The 16,407-nt window shown below is 62.4% G+C and carries 14 protein-coding genes; 5 read left to right on the top strand and 9 right to left on the bottom strand.

The window, feature by feature from the left end; genetic code table 11:
- Together QCE49_RS18475 and QCE49_RS18470 are read left to right on the top strand one after the other, a co-directional pair.
- Nucleotides 1-1,011 (top strand): polysaccharide deacetylase family protein, encoded by a 1,011-nt coding sequence (locus tag QCE49_RS18475; RefSeq protein WP_250482054.1) that lies wholly within the window; start codon nucleotides 1-3, stop codon nucleotides 1,009-1,011.
- A 124-nt stretch (nucleotides 1,012-1,135) separates the two neighbouring features.
- Entirely contained in the window at nucleotides 1,136-3,073 is a 1,938-nt protein-coding gene (locus QCE49_RS18470; protein WP_250441634.1) for an acyltransferase family protein, read from the top strand.
- Nucleotides 3,074-3,083: 10 nt separating this feature from the next.
- On the opposite strand, the gene murJ is transcribed toward QCE49_RS18470, so the two are convergent.
- The 3 genes from murJ to QCE49_RS18455 form a co-directional block, all read right to left on the bottom strand.
- Nucleotides 3,084-4,469 (bottom strand): murein biosynthesis integral membrane protein MurJ, encoded by a 1,386-nt coding sequence (gene murJ / locus QCE49_RS18465; protein ID WP_250457766.1) that lies wholly within the window; start codon nucleotides 4,467-4,469, stop codon nucleotides 3,084-3,086.
- A 171-nt stretch (nucleotides 4,470-4,640) separates the two neighbouring features.
- Nucleotides 4,641-5,204, bottom strand: coding sequence for a serine O-acetyltransferase (locus QCE49_RS18460; protein WP_008346189.1), 564 nt, complete (start codon nucleotides 5,202-5,204; stop codon nucleotides 4,641-4,643).
- A 1,158-nt stretch (nucleotides 5,205-6,362) separates the two neighbouring features.
- Nucleotides 6,363-6,704: a hypothetical protein gene (locus tag QCE49_RS18455; protein ID WP_241814146.1), complete on the bottom strand. Its 342-nt coding sequence runs from the start codon at nucleotides 6,702-6,704 to the stop codon at nucleotides 6,363-6,365.
- On the opposite strand from QCE49_RS18455, the gene QCE49_RS18450 reads away from it, so the two are divergent.
- A complete protein-coding gene (locus QCE49_RS18450) occupies nucleotides 6,682-7,557 on the top strand; it encodes a hypothetical protein (protein WP_239295288.1) in 876 nt (291 codons plus the stop codon). The two genes, QCE49_RS18455 and QCE49_RS18450, sit on opposite strands and share 23 nt — an antisense overlap.
- A gap of 69 nt (nucleotides 7,558-7,626) precedes the next feature.
- Here QCE49_RS18450 and QCE49_RS18445 read toward each other — a convergent pair whose 3' ends face one another.
- The 3 genes from QCE49_RS18445 to QCE49_RS18435 all read right to left on the bottom strand — a co-directional run bounded on the left by QCE49_RS18445 (nucleotide 7,627) and on the right by QCE49_RS18435 (nucleotide 12,060).
- Nucleotides 7,627-8,802 (bottom strand): GDSL-type esterase/lipase family protein, encoded by a 1,176-nt coding sequence (locus QCE49_RS18445; protein WP_250437547.1) that lies wholly within the window; start codon nucleotides 8,800-8,802, stop codon nucleotides 7,627-7,629.
- Nucleotides 8,803-9,100: 298 nt separating this feature from the next.
- Nucleotides 9,101-11,449 carry a transglycosylase domain-containing protein gene (locus tag QCE49_RS18440; RefSeq protein WP_409017294.1) on the bottom strand — a complete coding sequence of 783 codons (2,349 nt, stop codon included), beginning with the start codon at nucleotides 11,447-11,449 and terminating at the stop codon, nucleotides 9,101-9,103.
- A gap of 83 nt (nucleotides 11,450-11,532) precedes the next feature.
- Nucleotides 11,533-12,060 (bottom strand): Lrp/AsnC family transcriptional regulator, encoded by a 528-nt coding sequence (locus tag QCE49_RS18435; protein ID WP_250457764.1) that lies wholly within the window; start codon nucleotides 12,058-12,060, stop codon nucleotides 11,533-11,535.
- Nucleotides 12,061-12,212: 152 nt separating this feature from the next.
- Between QCE49_RS18435 and QCE49_RS18430 the strand changes: the two genes are divergently transcribed.
- Entirely contained in the window at nucleotides 12,213-13,229 is a 1,017-nt protein-coding gene (locus QCE49_RS18430; protein ID WP_008346198.1) for a 1-aminocyclopropane-1-carboxylate deaminase, read from the top strand.
- On the opposite strand, the gene QCE49_RS18425 is transcribed toward QCE49_RS18430, so the two are convergent.
- The 3 genes from QCE49_RS18425 to QCE49_RS18415 all read right to left on the bottom strand — a co-directional run bounded on the left by QCE49_RS18425 (nucleotide 13,226) and on the right by QCE49_RS18415 (nucleotide 15,556).
- Complete coding sequence (locus tag QCE49_RS18425; protein WP_033536896.1) at nucleotides 13,226-14,095, bottom strand: nucleotidyl transferase AbiEii/AbiGii toxin family protein; 870 nt, start codon at nucleotides 14,093-14,095, stop codon at nucleotides 13,226-13,228. The two genes, QCE49_RS18430 and QCE49_RS18425, sit on opposite strands and share 4 nt — an antisense overlap.
- Nucleotides 14,073-15,089 carry a type IV toxin-antitoxin system AbiEi family antitoxin gene (locus tag QCE49_RS18420; protein WP_250457763.1) on the bottom strand — a complete coding sequence of 339 codons (1,017 nt, stop codon included), beginning with the start codon at nucleotides 15,087-15,089 and terminating at the stop codon, nucleotides 14,073-14,075. The genes QCE49_RS18425 and QCE49_RS18420 overlap by 23 nt, the downstream gene beginning before the upstream one ends.
- Before the next feature lie 146 nt (nucleotides 15,090-15,235).
- Entirely contained in the window at nucleotides 15,236-15,556 is a 321-nt protein-coding gene (locus tag QCE49_RS18415) for a pyrimidine/purine nucleoside phosphorylase (protein ID WP_008346204.1), read from the bottom strand.
- A 356-nt stretch (nucleotides 15,557-15,912) separates the two neighbouring features.
- Between QCE49_RS18415 and QCE49_RS18410 the strand changes: the two genes are divergently transcribed.
- The gene (locus QCE49_RS18410; protein ID WP_008346207.1) at nucleotides 15,913-16,350 is read left to right on the top strand and encodes a YqaA family protein; all 438 of its coding nucleotides are present in this window, start codon (nucleotides 15,913-15,915) and stop codon (nucleotides 16,348-16,350) included.
- Nucleotides 16,351-16,407 lie beyond the last annotated feature (57 nt).

Below are 16,407 nucleotides of genomic sequence, written 5' to 3'. Positions count from 1 at the left end.
ATGTCCTACTTCCTGATTTCGCTCGATTTCGAACTGATGTGGGGCGTGCGCGACCATCGCTCGATCGCCACATACGGAAAGAACATTCTCGGCGTGCGCGAGGCGATTCCGGCGATGCTCGACATGTTCACGAAGTATCGCGTGAAGGCGACGTGGGCGACGGTCGGCATGCTGCTGTTCGATAACAAGAAGGACCTGCTCGCGAATCTGCCCGACGTCCGGCCGACTTATACCGATACGAAGCTGAGTCCATACGCCAACGGTTATCTCGATTCGATCGGCGATAACGAAAAGAGCGATCCGTACCACTATGGTCTGTCGCTCGCGCGTCGGATCGTCGATACCGAAGGCAGCGAGCTCGCGAGCCATACGTTCTGCCATTACTACGCACTCGAAGCAGGGCAAAACAAGGCGCAGTTCGCCGCCGACATGGAAGCATCGGTCGCATCGATCCGGCGTCTCGCCGATCCGCCCGCGAGCATCGTGTTTCCGCGCAATCAGGTGAACAACGCGTATCTGTCGGTGTGCGCGGAGCAAGGGCTCGTCGCGTATCGCGGCACGGAGCGCAGCTGGATGTATCGCGAAACCTCGCGCGCCGATGAAGCGGCGATGCGCCGCGCGGCGCGTCTCGTCGATACGTACATCAATATCTCAGGCGATCACGCGTTCGATCCGCGCCCGTCTCGCGGACTCATCGACGTGCGTTCGAGCCGCTTCCTGCGTCCATATGCGCGCAACAAGCGCGCGCTCGAATGGCTGCGCATCCATCGGATCAAGCAGTCGATGACGTCGGCGGCGCGCACGGGGCGTTCGTTCCACTTGTGGTGGCATCCGCATAACTTCGGTGCGAATCTGGCCGAGAACCTCGGCGTCCTCGAAGCGGTGCTGAAGCATCACGTGTACTTGAGAGAGACCTACGGCATGCAGCCCGCGACCATGGCGGAAGTCGCGCGGGCGACGCAATCGGAAGAAAGCCGGCTTGCGGAGATGGAATTCGGTTTGTTCGTATGACGAAGTAATCAGGAAAGACAAGACGCTAGAAAATAACCCGCACCGCGGGCGCGATGCAATGGCGATGTCCATTGCATCGCGCTGGCGCGTGCGCGGCAAAAAAGAAGTTCTTGGGGGAAGCGCGATGAACTTTCGTAACGACATCAACGGCCTGCGCGCGTTCGCGGTTCTCGCGGTCGTCCTTTTCCACTTCGATGTGCCCGGCTTCAAAGGCGGCTTTCTCGGCGTCGACGTGTTCTTCGTGATCTCCGGTTATCTGATGACGAGCATCATCTTCAGACGCCTTTCGAAGGACAGGTTCTCGGTGCTCGAATTCTATGGCGATCGAGCGCGGCGCATCATTCCGGCGCTCGCGTTTCTTTGCTTCGCGCTCGGTGTGTTCGGCTGGCTGATATTCCTGCCTTCCGAGTTTCGCGCGTTCGGCAAGGCGGCGGGATCGAGCCTCGGCTTCTTTTCGAACATCGTTTACTGGCGCGAAGCGGGTTACTTCGATACGCGCTCGCATCTGAAATGGCTGCTGCATACGTGGTCGCTTTCCGTCGAGTGGCAGTTCTATCTGCTGTATCCGCTCGGCATTCTGCTCGTGCGCAAGCTCTTCGGGCGACGCGGGACGAAGATCGCGCTCGTCGGCGCCGCGCTCGTTTCGTTCGCGGCGTGCGTCTATCTCTCCGATCCGACGAAATGGCCGACGGCCGCGTTCTTCCTGCTGCCGACGCGCGCATGGGAAATGATCGCGGGCGGGCTCGTCTATCTGTTCCCGTTGACGGCGGGCAGGCCCGTGCGCCGCACGCTGGAATGCATCGGCCTCGCGATGATCGCGTACGGCGCGGTCATGTTCAACGAGAACAACGAATGGCCGGGCTACCTCGCGCTCGTGCCGGTGCTCGGCACGGCGTTCGTGATTCTCGCGGCGCGCAGGCATTCGATCTTCACGGGCAATCCGCTCGCGCAGTTCATCGGCAAGATTTCGTACTCGGTCTATCTCTGGCACTGGCCGTTCGTCGTCGCGCTCACGTACTTCGACAGGGAAGGTTCGCTGCGCTGGCGCGCGGCCGCGATCGCGGGCGGCTTCGTCATGGGCTATCTGTCGTATGCGCTCGTCGAGTCGAAGACCAGGAAGCCGCCGGCGCGAGACGAGGCGCGCGCCTTTCCGCGCTTCATCACGCTGCGTCCGATTCTCGCGTTCACGCTGCTGCTGGCAATCGGCGGCGGCAGCATCTATGCGAGCCAGGGCGTGCCGAATCGCTTCGACCGTTCGGTGTTCATCGCCGATAGCGAGACCTACGACACGAATCCGCATCGCACGAAGTGTCACATGATGATCGATCCGTGCGATGTCGCCAACAAGCAGAAGGAGAGCCGCGTCGTGGTGCTCGGCGACAGTCACGCGGAAGCGATCGCCGAAGCGGTCGTCGACGCCGTGCCGAACGGCAAGCCCGATGATGTGCTGCTCATCACGATAGAAGGTTGCCCGACGATCTACGGCATTCGCCGCGGCAATGGCGATTGCTTCGATCAGGACCGCAAGTACATCGATATCCTGAGCCGCGATCAGAGCGCGAAGACGCCGGTCATCATCGCGAATCACTGGTCGCAGTACTGGTCCGGTCCGACGATGGACGACTTCGCGTTCGTCAATCCGGAGCAGCCGGCGCAGACATCGACGCCGTTCACGACGGAGTTGTATCGCGAGCACTTGCTATCGACCGTTTGCCGCATCTCGAAGATTCGCCCGGTCTATCTCGTCGAACCGATTCCCGAGTTCGACTTCAACGTGCCGCTGACGCTCGCGCGCGAGAAGATGCGGGATCCGAAGGCGCCCGATCTGTCGATCACCATGTCGGATTACGTTCAGCGCAATGGCGCGTTGCTGCAGGCGATGCATCAGGCACACGATCAATGCGGCATCCATCTGCTCGACCCGCGTCCGTTCCTGTGCCCGGACGGCAAGTGCATGGGCTCGCACGATGGCCGGCCGCTTTATTCCGACTTCCATCACATGAGCGAATACGGCAACCGCTTCCTCGTGCCGATGTTCCGGCGCGTCTTCGAACAAGGTTGAAAGCAGGTGCTTATTGCGGCGTGCCGGTATCGTGCTGCGCGTCGTTGCCGGTGAACGGCGGCGCATAGCGCGTCCAGAAGATATAGCTCGCGAGCACCGCGATCGCGCCGATGCCGGTCGCGAGCAGCACGCCCTGCGCGCCGTAGTAGCGCACGAGAATGACGTTGCCGATGATCTTCGTCGCGAAGCCGATCAGCGAAATGACGGAGATCGCGCGATAGCGTGTCTCGCTCGCGAACAGCTGCACGAGCACGCACATGCCGAAGTAGAACGGCACTTGCAGCAGCCCGTAGCGAAAGAGCGTGGTGACGGCGATGGTGTCGTCGGCCGTGAACGCGCCTTTCTGAAACAGCAGCTTCACGACGTACGGCGCGAGCGCATACGCGAGGATGCTGCCGGTCAGGCCCAGTACGGTCATGATGCCGGACCACTTCAGCGCGGTGCTGCGTGCGCGCGCATGATCGCCGCGATGAAGAATCTCCGCGAGAATCGGCAAGGTCGCGCGCGTGATCGCAAGCGCGCCCATGCTGAGCACGAGCGAGAGCAGCCGGTTCGCGTAGCCGAGCGTCGCGATGGCGCCGTCGCCTTGCTGCGCCATGAAGTACTGATCGATCGGAAGCCACAGACTCGCGACGACCGCGCCGATCGTGAGCATGCCCATCGAGCGGATCGTCGATGGCCACTGCTTCGCGCGCATCGAAACGCGCGGCCGGGCGGGCATCGTGTCGGCGCGCCTGGCGAGCACGCGCAGCCACGCGGCCTGCACGACGAAGCCGAGCGACGTCCCCATGACGAGCGGAAAAATCGATTCGTTGTTGCGCGCGGCAAGCACGAAGACCAGCAGGCCGATGGCCGGCACGCATTCGAGCAAGGTGTTGATGTGCTTGCCCGACGCCTGCAGCCGCGACGACGAAATGCAGATCGTGAAGGTCAGCACACCGACCGGCGTCATGCTGATGATCATCGCGCGGCACATGTCGCGTGTGGATTCGGCGAGACTGCCCGCGATGACATCGGCGAGATGAGGCCAGAAAAGCCATAGCAGAAGCGACGAGCCGAGGCCGAGCACGAGGCCCACGCCTTCCAGCTCGCCGAGAAAACCGTTGCGCTGCGACTTGTCTTCCTGAAGCGAGACGAGCGCGGGAACGAGCAGCACGGCGAGCACGTTCGTGAGCATCGTCGGCAGCCAGGTGACGAGCGTGAGCGCGAACTGATAGGCGTCGACCGTGCCGCTGATCCCGTAGCGATACGCGATCGCCATTTCCTTCGACGCGCCGATGCACTTCCCGGCGATCACGAAGATCAGCAGGACGACCGCGCTTCTTGCGATTCTCTTGTGATCCTGATGCACGCCGCCGAGACGTCGTCTCACCGATTGCACTGCTGCGCTCAGCACGGGTCCTCCTGCGTGGGAGCCTTTCGCCGCATGGCCTGACGTCGAAACGAAAGCGCCATGCGACAGAAATCACGCGAAGGCCCGCGGCTTTCGCGTGAGAGAGGAGAGCGTGCACCAAAACGGGCGGCGTGACTGTTCGCTAAGGCACCTCGCCATGCCGAAGCCGGTCCTTCATACCGCGCCTGTCTGCCACGGACGCATGATGTAGCGCGCCGCCCGCTCGGGCGTGGCGTCGTCGGTCAGAATGCGCGCCGGGCAGCCGGCCACCGTGACGTTCGGCGGAATATCCTTCGTCACGACGCTGCCCGCGCCGATCGTCACGTTGTCGCCGATGGTCACGTCTTCGATGATGCAGACGTTCGGCCCGATATACACGTTGTTGCCGATGGTCGCCGCCTTGCCGTGATTCGATCCGATGGTCACGCCCTGCGAGATGTTGCAGTTCGCGCCGATGACCGCCGTCGGGTTTACCGCGATCGTGCCGATATGACTGATATAGAAGCCCGGCCCGATGCGCGTGCGCGGACTGATCACGAACCCGAAGCGGCGCTGCTTCAGACGCACGATGTGGTTGAGCACGAGGCGCATGGGCCGCGACGACGCGGCGCTCGCGAGGCGCAGCCAGAACATGTAGTTGAACCCTTCGTTCAGCATCAGTTGCTCGAGAAGGAGCATGACGCTGTACTCGCCCGTATAGCGATAGAGATCGCTTTTGATCAGATCAAAGGTTTTCATCGCGGTGTATCCGCTGGTCGTGTGATTTCTTGTAATACCTCCGGCCGGAATCGGCCGTTCCCCCAACTGTGCTGAGCGCACCAAATCCGAGACTAGTCTTTCTGTCCAACCGGATCAGTGCGAAACGGAACATATGACCGGCTGGCAATCGAAACGATTCCAACTTTCGCCCGTTTTGTCTGTTGAATAAACCCGTTTCTTTAATCAGATCATTAGCGTTTCGGTCGAATCCCAGGCTGCGCGCGGGATTCAGCGGAAAATGATCCGATTCGTAAAAACCCGATAAGGGTAAGCCCTGTAGGGTCTTTCGTCTTTTGAATGAAAAAAGTTTTTGGACCGCACTTACAAAATCCGATTCGTCGGATGAAATCGTTTAAAACGGTGCTTACTTGAATGTAATGTTGGGACTGCAACCGTGCAGAAGCGGCAATTTTGGTGCGCGTCTGGATAATCGTCGGCGGACTGACCGGTCAATAAGGCGAAATAATGGGCGGATTGTTGCTCGTTTCGGCATACGAAAGGCGGTCTGCAAGCCCCGCCGGGCCTTCCGAGACGATAGGTCACATTCTTGGCGGGTGAACGGTCGTGTCGTTATAATCGATTCTTCAGATGATTATTAGTCATCGTACCTCAACTGGTTTGAAGTGGTGTTATTCATCTACCGTATTAACATTAAAAAAGCCGTAGATTAATTTGCTCGCCGCCGATTAAAAGCGGAAATGCACAGCAATAAAGACGCGAAAAAGCAAAATAATAAGTTACAAGCGTACATTTTGTAACAAGTGCCGGGTAGAAACGCCTCGTAACAATCTGTAGGATTTAAAAAAGACGGTAATTACTGCCGTCAGACTTCAGCGCTTCATCAGCCCGTTCGCGGGCCAATCAAGCGCGGGGTTGAGTGGGTACTTCCGGATTATCTGGCTCTCCCGACTCTGGTTCGTCCAATCCCGAAGTCGTCATGTTTTTCGCCGAGATGCCTTTCGGAGTCGCCGTGTGCGGCTGTCGAGCGCTGAGCGGCGCAATCGTTTGCGCCTGCTGAATTTGCGTTGGTCATCTCACGCCCATAAAGAAACGTTGCGTGCGGCCGTAGTCGCATGAACGGGTCCGCCCGTCGACAACGCACAACCAACTCGGAAAGACAATGCTTTCGAACAACACTCAGGCAGACACCCAGGCAGACAACACCGTCGTCGACACGCGTATCGCAACCCGTCGCAAACTCCTGACCTCGCTTATCGCGGGTAGCGGCGCGTTTGTGCTCGCCGCATGCGGCGGCGGCAGCGACAGCGCGGCCCCCGATTCGGTCGCCGATCGCTGGAGACGCCGTAACACCGGCAGCGGCGCCTCGACGGCGACGCCCGCGAGCTCGGCTTCGTCGGCAAGCGCCACGACGACCGCCAGCGCTCCGGCCGCGGCAAGCTCGACGAACGCCGCCAGCACGAACACCGCAGGCACCATCAACGCATCGTCGTTCGGCGTGAAGGCCGACGGCTCGACCAACGACCGCGCCGCGCTGCAAGCCGCCATCGACGGTTCCGTCGGTCAGATTCTCCTGATCTCGGGCCAGGTCCGCATCGACACGACGGGTCTCAAGCTGCGCACGAACACGCACATCCGCTTTGCGTCGGGCGCTTCGATCAAGCTGCTCCCGCACAACGCCGACATCTACCAGATGATGCTCATCGAAGACGTGAGCAACGTCATCGTCGAAAACGCGTACCTCGACGGCAGCAAGGAGCTGAACTCGGCTTCGGGCGGCGAGCACGGCATGGGCTTCTCGATCATCGGCGCACAGAACGTGCACCTGATCGCGCCGACCACGATCAACACGTGGGGCGACGGCATCTACATCAACGACAGCCAGAGCAAGAAGAACACGCCGACGTACAACCTCGTCGTCGACAACCACAAGGCCGACGGCTGCCGCCGTCAGGGTGTGTCGATCATCTCGGGCGACACGATCACGTTCAACAGCCCGATTTGGCAGAACATCACCGGCACGGCGCCGGCTTGCGGTCTCGACTTCGAACCGAACGACAACTCGGCCGTGTTCAAGAGCATCACGATCAACAGCCCGACGACGGCGAACTGCAAGGGCGGCGGCATCAACGTGTGGTTCGGCTCGCTGCCGGGTCCGATCAGCAAGACGGTCACGATCGCGATCAACAACCACGTCGACACGACCAGCCCGGGCGGTTCGTTCGCGGTTCAGGGTCTGTCGCTCGACGGCTACATCGTCAACGGCCAGATCAGCAGCACGAATCCGAAGTGGAAGTACCCGCTGATCGTCGAGCAGTGGGACAACGCGGGTCCGCGCATCAACGTGCAGAACCCGACGATCGTCAAGTCGTAATCGGCGATGAAATGAAAAACGCCATGCGGATGAATTTTCCGCATGGCGTTTTTTGCTTTTCCGCGCCGCCTACTTGAGCCAGTTGAGATTCACGGAATTGGCGATCGCCTGCAGCCCCGCCTGATTCGGATGCAGATGGTCGCCGCTGTCGTACGCACCGAGCATGACAGGCGGATTGGCCGGATCGCCGAGCGCGGCGGCCTGATCGAGCACGGCGTCGCAGCCGCTGTCGGGCGTCGCGACGAACGCGTTCACCGCTTGCCGCGTCGCTTCGATGTCGGCCGTCCACGGCGACACGCCCTCGAACGGCGTGAGCGTCGAGCAGATCGCCTTGACGCCCGCCGCGTGCGCGCTCTGCGTCAGTTGCGCGAACGCGCTGTTCAGGCGCGCGGCCGTCGGCGGCGATCCGCCGATCAGGTTGTTGACGGCATCGTCGGAAATGATGACCCACTTGACGTTGTACTTGTCGAGCACGTCGCGCTGGAAGCGCGTGAGGCCGGCATCGCCCGCGTCGTTCGTGAAGAAATCGTTGCCGGCGATACCCTGATTCAGCACGCCGACCGTCATGCCCGCCTGCTGCAGACGCGCGGCGAGCAGGTTGGGCCAGCGGCCGTTCGTGTTCGGCGGCGAATCGATGCCGTCCGTGATCGACGCGCCGAACGCGACCACCGCGCCCGTCGCACTGGCGTTCTGCACGACGACGTCGGTGAGGAAGTAATACGACTGCGCGCCGAGCGCGTTGACCACGCCGCCCGCGAATTCGGTGTCGGCGCTGACATCGCCGGGCGCGACGTACACGTCCTGCAGGCCTTCGGCGTGACCGGTGGTTTCCGATGGCGTCTGCTGCGGGAGATAGGCGCTGACGACGATGTCCGACATCGCCGGCACCGCGATCGCGATCGGATCGCTCATCTCCGTCTTGCCGGGCGGAATCGTCACGAAGGGCTGACCGTTGAAGGTGACGGCCCGGTCGCTGCCCGGCACGGTGCGTTTGCCGTCGGCGCGCAACGCGACGCGCACGTCGCCGATCACGAGCGGCTCGCTGCCGTACTGATTGGAAAACTGGACGCCGGCGGCCGTCCCGCCGATGCTCGTGTGCACGATCTGCCGGATCGTCTGATTATTGAAGCCGCCGCCGCCGACGATCATCGGCGCGGTGCTCCAGGTGCCGGTCCACGGCAGGGTAGCGCTGATGTTCTGCGCAAAACTCGACGACGTAAGCGGCAAGGCGAGCGCGGTGGCCACGAGGGCTCGCTTGAGGCGAGGAAATCGCTTGTTCAACTTGTTCTCCGAAACCAGCCTGGAATGAGATAGACGTCTCGCAGTGCGCGAGACTTTTGGCGGGCGCATGTGGCCACAGCGCGCCGGGGTGCGCGGCGAAATCTTTGAATGCGTTTGTTTCGCCTTGGTGAATCGGAGCACCATTTGTGCGCGTGCTCTGTGCGCGCGCGCTCATTTCGGCCGATAGGCAAGTCTTTCGTCGCTAGCTCGCAACTAACTGTCTACGCAAGCACCCGCCTTTGTTCGCGGGCGGCGTAAGCGTTTACGGTTGCACGTCGGAAGCGGGCGCCGGAGAGCTTGCAGTTTCGCCGGGCGTGGGCAGGATCGGCGGCATCGTCGTAAACACTGGCGGTTGCGGCGGCTCTTCGGCCACTTCGGCGGCGGGCTCCGAAGGCGGCCGCTTCGGACGCACCGGATGCTGCGCCGCCGTCTGCGCGGTTTTCGGCTTGCCCGGCTTCGGCGCTTTCGAGAACGTCTCGTCGAACCAGGTTTTTGCGTTCGTGAGCATCGTTTGCCACATGCCCGGCGCTTCCTGCGTATCGAAGCGCGCGCGGGCATCGATCAGATGCGAACGCAGCGAACGCTGCATGAAGTCGCCGACGATCGGCAACGCGCTGTGCGCGCCTTGGCCCCAGTAATCGCTGCGCAGCGTGACGCGGCTGTCGTTGAAGCCGACCCACGCGCCCGCGACGAGTTGCGGATGCATCAGGATGAACCAGCCGTCGGCGTTGTCCTGCGTAGTGCCGGTCTTGCCCGCGACATCCGCGCGAATGCCGAAGCGCGTGCGGATCGTCGTGCCGGTGCCGCGGTTGATGACGTCGCGCATCACATCGACGAGCTTGCGCGTCGCATCGACGGACAGCGCGCGCTCGGGCGTGCTCTCGAACTGCGCGAGGACTTCGCCGTCCTTGTTCTCGATGCGCGTGACGAGCAGCGGCTCCATATAACTGCCGTCGTTCGCGATCGTGCCGTACGCCGACACCATTTCCCTCAGCGTCACCGGGCTCGTGCCAAGCGCGAGCGACGGCACCACGTCGAGATGACTGTCGCGCACGCCCATGTCACGCGCGAGCCGCGCGACGCGTCCCGGACCGACTTGTTCCATCAACTGCGCGGTGATGCGGTTCTTCGAATACGCGATGCCGTCGCGCAGGCTCACGGGACGGCCCGACGGCGGCGAGTCGTCGGTCGGGCGCCAGATTTCGTCGCCGCGTATCGGGATTTCGACGGTCTGATCGACGATCGTATCGGCCGGCTTCGCGCCGCGCTCGAACGCCGCGCCGTAGACAAAGGGCTTGAAGGTCGAGCCGGGCTGGCGGCGCGCCTGCGCGACGTGATCAAACGGATCCTGCGTGAAATCGCGGCTGCCGACCCACGCCTTGATCTGCCCGTTGCGCGGATCGAGCGCGACGAACGCGGCCTGCACGCGCGTCTTGTCCTCGCACAGCGCCTGCATGAAGGCGCGGTCCGAGCCGAGTTTCTTGATGGCGTCGGCGTCGTTCGCGCCGCCCGTGCGCAGCGCGCGGTATGCGTCCGTCTCGCGGATGAACGCGTGCCCGAGATCGGCGTTCGCGTTCGCGCAAGCGGCGCGGCCGCCCCACGCCGCGTTGGCGATCGATTGCAACTGGTTGCCCTGCAGCGCGAGCGCGTTCGTCGCCATCGCCTGCAGACGCGAATCGATGGTCGTGCGCACGACGAGGCCATCGGAATAGATGTTGTAGTCGTTGTCGTCGGCCCAGCCGATCAGCCATTTGCGCAACTGCTGCGCGAAGTGCGGCGCGCGGCCGGGCTCCTCCGTCTGCCGCTCGAAGTCGATGCGCAGCGGACGTTTCTTCAGCGCGTCGAGTTTGGTCGCCGGCAAGTGGCCGAACTTGACCATCTGCCCGAGGACGATGTTGCGCCGGTCGAGCGCGCGCTCCGGATTGATCACCGGGTTGTAGTAACTGTTGCCCTTCAACATGCCGATGAGCGTCGCGCTTTCGAGCACGTCGAGCTGGCCAGCGGATTTGTCGAAGTAAGTGCGCGCGGCCATTTCGATGCCGTACGCGTTGTACAGGAACGGCACCGTGTTCAGATACGTTTCGAGAATCTCGTCCTTCGAATAGAGCGCTTCGATCTTGAACGCCGTGATCGCTTCCTTCAGCTTGCGCGTGAGCGTCTGCGAGCGGCCGATTTCCTCGGGATACAGATTGCGCGCGAGCTGCTGCGTGAGCGTCGAGCCGCCTTGCCGGTCGCCCGAGAACGTGCGCAGCGCCGCGCCCGCCGTGCGCCGGAAGTCGATGCCGTGATGCTGATAGAACCGCCGGTCTTCGGTCGAGATGAGCGCGTCGATCACCTGCGGCGAAATCTGCTTGAGACTCACCCATTCGCGATGCGTCGGCTTGAATTCGGCGAGGAGCTTGCCGTCGGCGGAATAGATCTGCGCGGGCTGATCGACTTTTGCACGGCGGATATCGCGGATACCGGGCGTGAACGGAATCAGCACCAGCACATAGATAAGAAAGAGCGCCGGCAGAAGGAGCAGCGAACGCGCACGCAGATGCGGACGCAGCCGCGATGCGAGGCGAGCCAGAATCGCCTTGGCCCAGGCTTTGAAATCAGACGCGGTCACAACGAAACGGGATGCCCGGACATGGAAAACCCTGAATCGTAGCGTAATTTTTCAGCAGGTCTTTCGCAAAAGTGTCGCCGACGCTACACCGCCCGCGTTCCCGCCGATTCGCCGATTGGAAACGCCGTCGTCGAAAGCACCTCACGCAACACGACGAACGTGCGGATCTGCCGCACGCCCGGCAGATAGAGCAGCTTTTCGGCGTGGAGCCGGTTGAAGCTTTCGCTGTCGCGCGTGCGGATCAGCATGAAGAAGTCGAATTCGCCGGTCACGACGTGGCATTCCATGCAGCCGGGCACTTTCTGAGCGGCTTTCTCGAAGGCGTCGAAGGAATCGGGCGTCGAGCGGTCGAGAATCACGCCGATCAAGACGAGCATGCCGGCATCGAGCGCTTTCGGATCGAGCAGCGCGACGGTCGCGCGGATCAGCCCCGCTTCGCGCAGCCGCTCGACGCGTCGCAGACACGCGGGCGGACTCAGATTGACCTTCTCCGCGAGCGCGACGTTCGAGATCGACGCATCGCCCTGCAACTGACGCAGGATCGCGCGATCGACGCGATCGGTCTGGACGCTTGCCGGATGCGGGTTTGGAGCGGATGCGGTTTTTTTCATTGCTTCAACAGGCTCTTGTGCGAAATAAAAGTTAGCGAACAGCGTCTCGCGTCCAAAAACGTTAGGCCGAACGGCATTTTTTCGCAACCCGATCCGTCACGAGAATCTCTACGATTCTGTCCATGCAGTCCCACCATCACGAGGATGCCGACATGAATCTGCAACGTTTTCCCCGCTATCCGCTCACGTTCGGACCGACGCCCATTCAGCCGCTCAAGCGCCTGTCCGCGCATCTCGGCGGCAAGGTCGAGTTGTACGCGAAGCGCGAGGACTGCAACAGCGGCCTCGCGTTTGGCGGCAACAAGACGCGCAAGCTCGAATATCTGATTCCCGAGGCGATCGCCGAAGGCTGCGACACGCTGGTTTCCATCGGCGGCGTGCAGTCGAATCAGACGCGCCAGGTCGCCGCGGTCGCGGCGCATCTCGGCATGAAGTGCGTGCTCGTGCAGGAAAACTGGGTCAATTACTCCGATGCCGTCTATGACCGCGTCGGCAATATCCAGATGTCGCGGATGATGGGCGCGGACGTGCGCCTCGTCGCCGATGGCTTCGATATCGGCATCCGCAAAAGCTGGCAGGACGCGATGGAAAGCGTGCGCGCGGCGGGCGGCAAGCCGTTTCCGGTGCCGGCGGGTTGCTCGGAGCATCCGCTGGGCGGCCTCGGTTTCGTCGGCTTCGCGGAGGAAGTGCGCGCGCAGGAAGCGGAGCTGGGCTTCAAGTTCGACTACATCGTCGTTTGCTCGGTGACGGGCAGCACGCAGGCGGGCATGGTGGTCGGCTTCGCGGCGGATGGGCGCGCGCGGCGCGTGATCGGCATCGATGCATCGGCGAAACCGGAGCAGACGCACGAGCAGATTCTGCGGATCGCGAAACACACAGCGGAACTCGTCGATCTCGGCCAGGACATCACGCGCGACGACGTGATTCTCGATACGCGCTTCGGTGGCCCCGAATACGGCCTGCCGAACGAAGGCACGCTCGAGGCGATCCGTCTGTGCGCGCGGCTCGAAGGCGTGCTGACCGATCCCGTCTACGAAGGCAAATCGATGGACGGCATGATCCAGATGGTGCGCAACGGCGAATTCCCCGAAGGCTCGAAAGTGCTCTACGCGCATCTCGGCGGGGTGCCCGCGCTCAACGCGTACAGCTATCTGTTTCGCAACGGCTAGAACGCGCTGCGGAATGCGTCGAACAATGCGGCGACGCGTTCCGACGTATCCGCTTCGAAGACTGGCATGCGCGAGCCGAGCATGTGCGTCAGGATCGGCGGCGCGGGATCGCCGGGGCGCAGGATCGCGAGAATCTGCGCGCGGAGGTTTTCATCGACGAGCGCGGCCGTGTCGCGGCCGAGAAGCGCCGCGCCCGCGATATCCGGATCGTGTCCGTGGCGCTCGACGAGATCGAAGGCATCGGCATAAAGACGATCGAGGTTGCCGGCTTGGGCGTAACGCGCCATCAGAAAGAGCAGGTCGATCGCGTCCTTGCGGTCGGCGGCGTGCCGGTCTTGCCACGCGATGATCTTCAGCATCGCCTGCGCGGGCAGCGAAGCGACCGGCACGACGAGATCGCGCGTGACGCGCACGGCGAGCGCCGCATCGAGCGCCTGGCGAAAACCCGCGACGTTCATCCGCACCGAACCATCCGGCGGCCACGCGATTTCGCCGTGCGCGTCCTGCACGCCGCCGAAGGGCACGATATCGAGCCACGTGCGCTCGCCGGTCTGCGGCGCGTTGAAATTCAGCCGATGCGCCGAGCCTTTCGGCGCGGTGAAATGCCCCGACGCGACGAGCGCTTGCCGCAGCGCGTCGTGGCCGGTCCAGCTTTGAATCGAGATGCCGATATCGACGTCGGCGGTGGCGCGCGTCGCCTCGATGTCGTGGACGTGCGTGAGCAGGATGTCGCGCGCGCTCGCGCCGCCGACGAACCACGCGATGTTCGTCGCGTGCGACGCGGCGACGACTTCGCGCAGCATCGCGGAAAAGACGCCGGCGAGCGGGCGATGCGGCAGCAGTTCAAGCGGCAAGATAGCGTTCACGCAGCATCCTGGCGGTTTCGAGATTGCGCGGGTCGCCGCTCGCGACGAGATCCGCATAGACGATGAGCGGCGCGACGACGTTCGGCGGAAGACCATCGACGGGCGCGAGCGCCACGGGCGCGCGCAGGAATTCGACGTTTCCGGCGGGATCGGGCCGCAACCGCGCCGCCTTGATCCATTCGCGCGGCGCGGCGTCGGCGCAATACGCGGTGACGGTCGCGGGCTTCAGGTATTCCGTGAGTATCGCTGCGGCCGGCTCGCCGCCGAACTGGCATTGACCCGGCAGGCCGGGCACGTCGCGCCACCAGTCGTTCGACTCCGCGCGATAACGCCCGATCAGCAGCGATTCGCGCAATTGCCGCGGATACAGCGTCACCCATTCGTCGATGAGCCGTTCCTTGTCGGCGAATTGCAGGCCGGCGCCGTCGGGCCGCTCGAATACATCGCGATGATCGATGAGCGCCCGCACCGCGTTTTGCACCGTGCCGTGGCTCACGCCCGCGTGTTGCGCGATATCGCGATAGCCCCGTTGCAGCAGCGCGGGCGTGATGAGCAGGGCGGCCGTGACGCGCAACGTCGACTTCGTCCAGGTTTTCGAGCGGCGCGCCTTGCCGTGCGCGACGCGCGGACGGCCCGACACGATCACGATGACGCCATCGCCTTCGATGACGCTCGCGTTGCCGGCGAGATCGAGGGCATCGACGTTCAGATCGCGGCAGGCGCGGACCATGTCGGGTGAGAGATGCGCGGTAACGAGCGCGGGTTTCGCGCCGCCGTTCTGCGCGACCGAGGCGCTGAACGCGGATAACGCGCTGAACCGGTCGATGTTTTCCCGCACGATGACAGGGCGCTTGAAGCGCGCGCCGCCGACGCGGAATTCGATGGCGGCGTCGTAGCCGCCGCGCGCGGGTGGTTTGACGCTGCGTGCGGCGAAGCCGGTCGCCTCCGTGAAGGCGGCTGCGGCGGCTTCGGCGAGTTGGTCGGTGGGTGGCATCGGCGGGTTGGGCGTCCAATTTTGGTCAGTGTACACGAAACGTGGACAGACATAAAAGTTGGACGGAGTTCGTCTTGCCGAAATCCACTCTAAGAATCATGAGGTGCGGAATCCCTACCCGACACCGCATTTCCCCTTCACGCCAATCAAAGATAACTACAAACGTAATCCAGCGTTTCCGTCACGTCGATATCGAATCGGCTTTTGCCCGGCACCGAGAACGATTCGCCCGCCTTATACGTCTTCCACTCATCGCTGCCGTCGAGCCGAATACGGCACTGGCCTGCCTGCACCTCCATGAGCTCGGGCGCGTCGGTGCCGAAGTTGAGCGTGCCCGGCAGGATCACGCCGAGCGTTTTCCTGGTGCCATCGGCGAAGAGAACCGTGTGCGACACGCACTTGCCGTCGAAGTAGACATTGGCGCGTTTGATGACGGAAACCTGATCGAATTGCGTTGCGGCGGTCATGATGATGGTCCTTTGGACGGTTGCGAGGGATGGTCCGCCATCATACAAAAAAGGCGATGCGACTCACATCGCATCGCCTGTTTCGAGCCAGCAGGAACAATCAGCGATTCACGAGCCGTTTCGGCATCAGGATCCAATGCAACCGCATGTGGAGGCAAGACAGTCGCGAGAGCGTTTCAGGTATAAATCGCGATTGTCAGAGTTCCAAAACCGATACGATAGAATCGCGAACCAACTTCTGCTCGCGTTGGCAACGTTAGCGATCTTTCGCTTCATCTATTTATTCGCCGGTCAATAGCTAGTTCGGACAGACCCATGGCAATAGCGATTCGAGGCGCTGGCATGCCCTTCAAGACATGCTGACGCTGTCGGCATACGGAGGATTGTTTCTTGCCGCATTCGGCGCAGCCACCCTTCTGCCTCTTCAATCGGAGGCTGTGCTTGTGGGCTTGCTGCTGAGTAAAAGCTATTCAACTGCAACGTTGATACTGGTCGCGACGATCGGCAACGTGTTGGGTTCACTGGTCAATTGGGTTTTGGGGCGATACATCGAGCGCTTCAAGAGCCGCCGCTGGTTTCCAGTGTCAGATGAGAAATTGGACCGCGCGCAGCGCATGTATCAACGTTTAGGGAAATGGTCGCTCTTGCTTAGTTGGGCGCCCGTCATTGGTGATCCTCTTACTCTCCTGGCTGGGGTGATGCGTGAGCCTCTTCTGCCATTCGTCGCGTTGGTCACGGTTGCGAAGCTCGGACGTTACCTTGTCTTGGCGGCTGTGACGATGCGATTGATCTAGATCGGTCGGCATCTTCAGATGTGTCCGCGCGCTGCTACCCAGGCGACGCCGGGAACG

Origin of the sequence: Caballeronia sp. LZ008, assembly GCF_031451435.1 — a bacterium.
Taxonomy (GTDB): domain Bacteria; phylum Pseudomonadota; class Gammaproteobacteria; order Burkholderiales; family Burkholderiaceae; genus Caballeronia; species Caballeronia zhejiangensis.
Note: the sequence above shows the minus strand (reverse complement) of the source record. Positions and strands in the feature narration are given on the sequence as shown.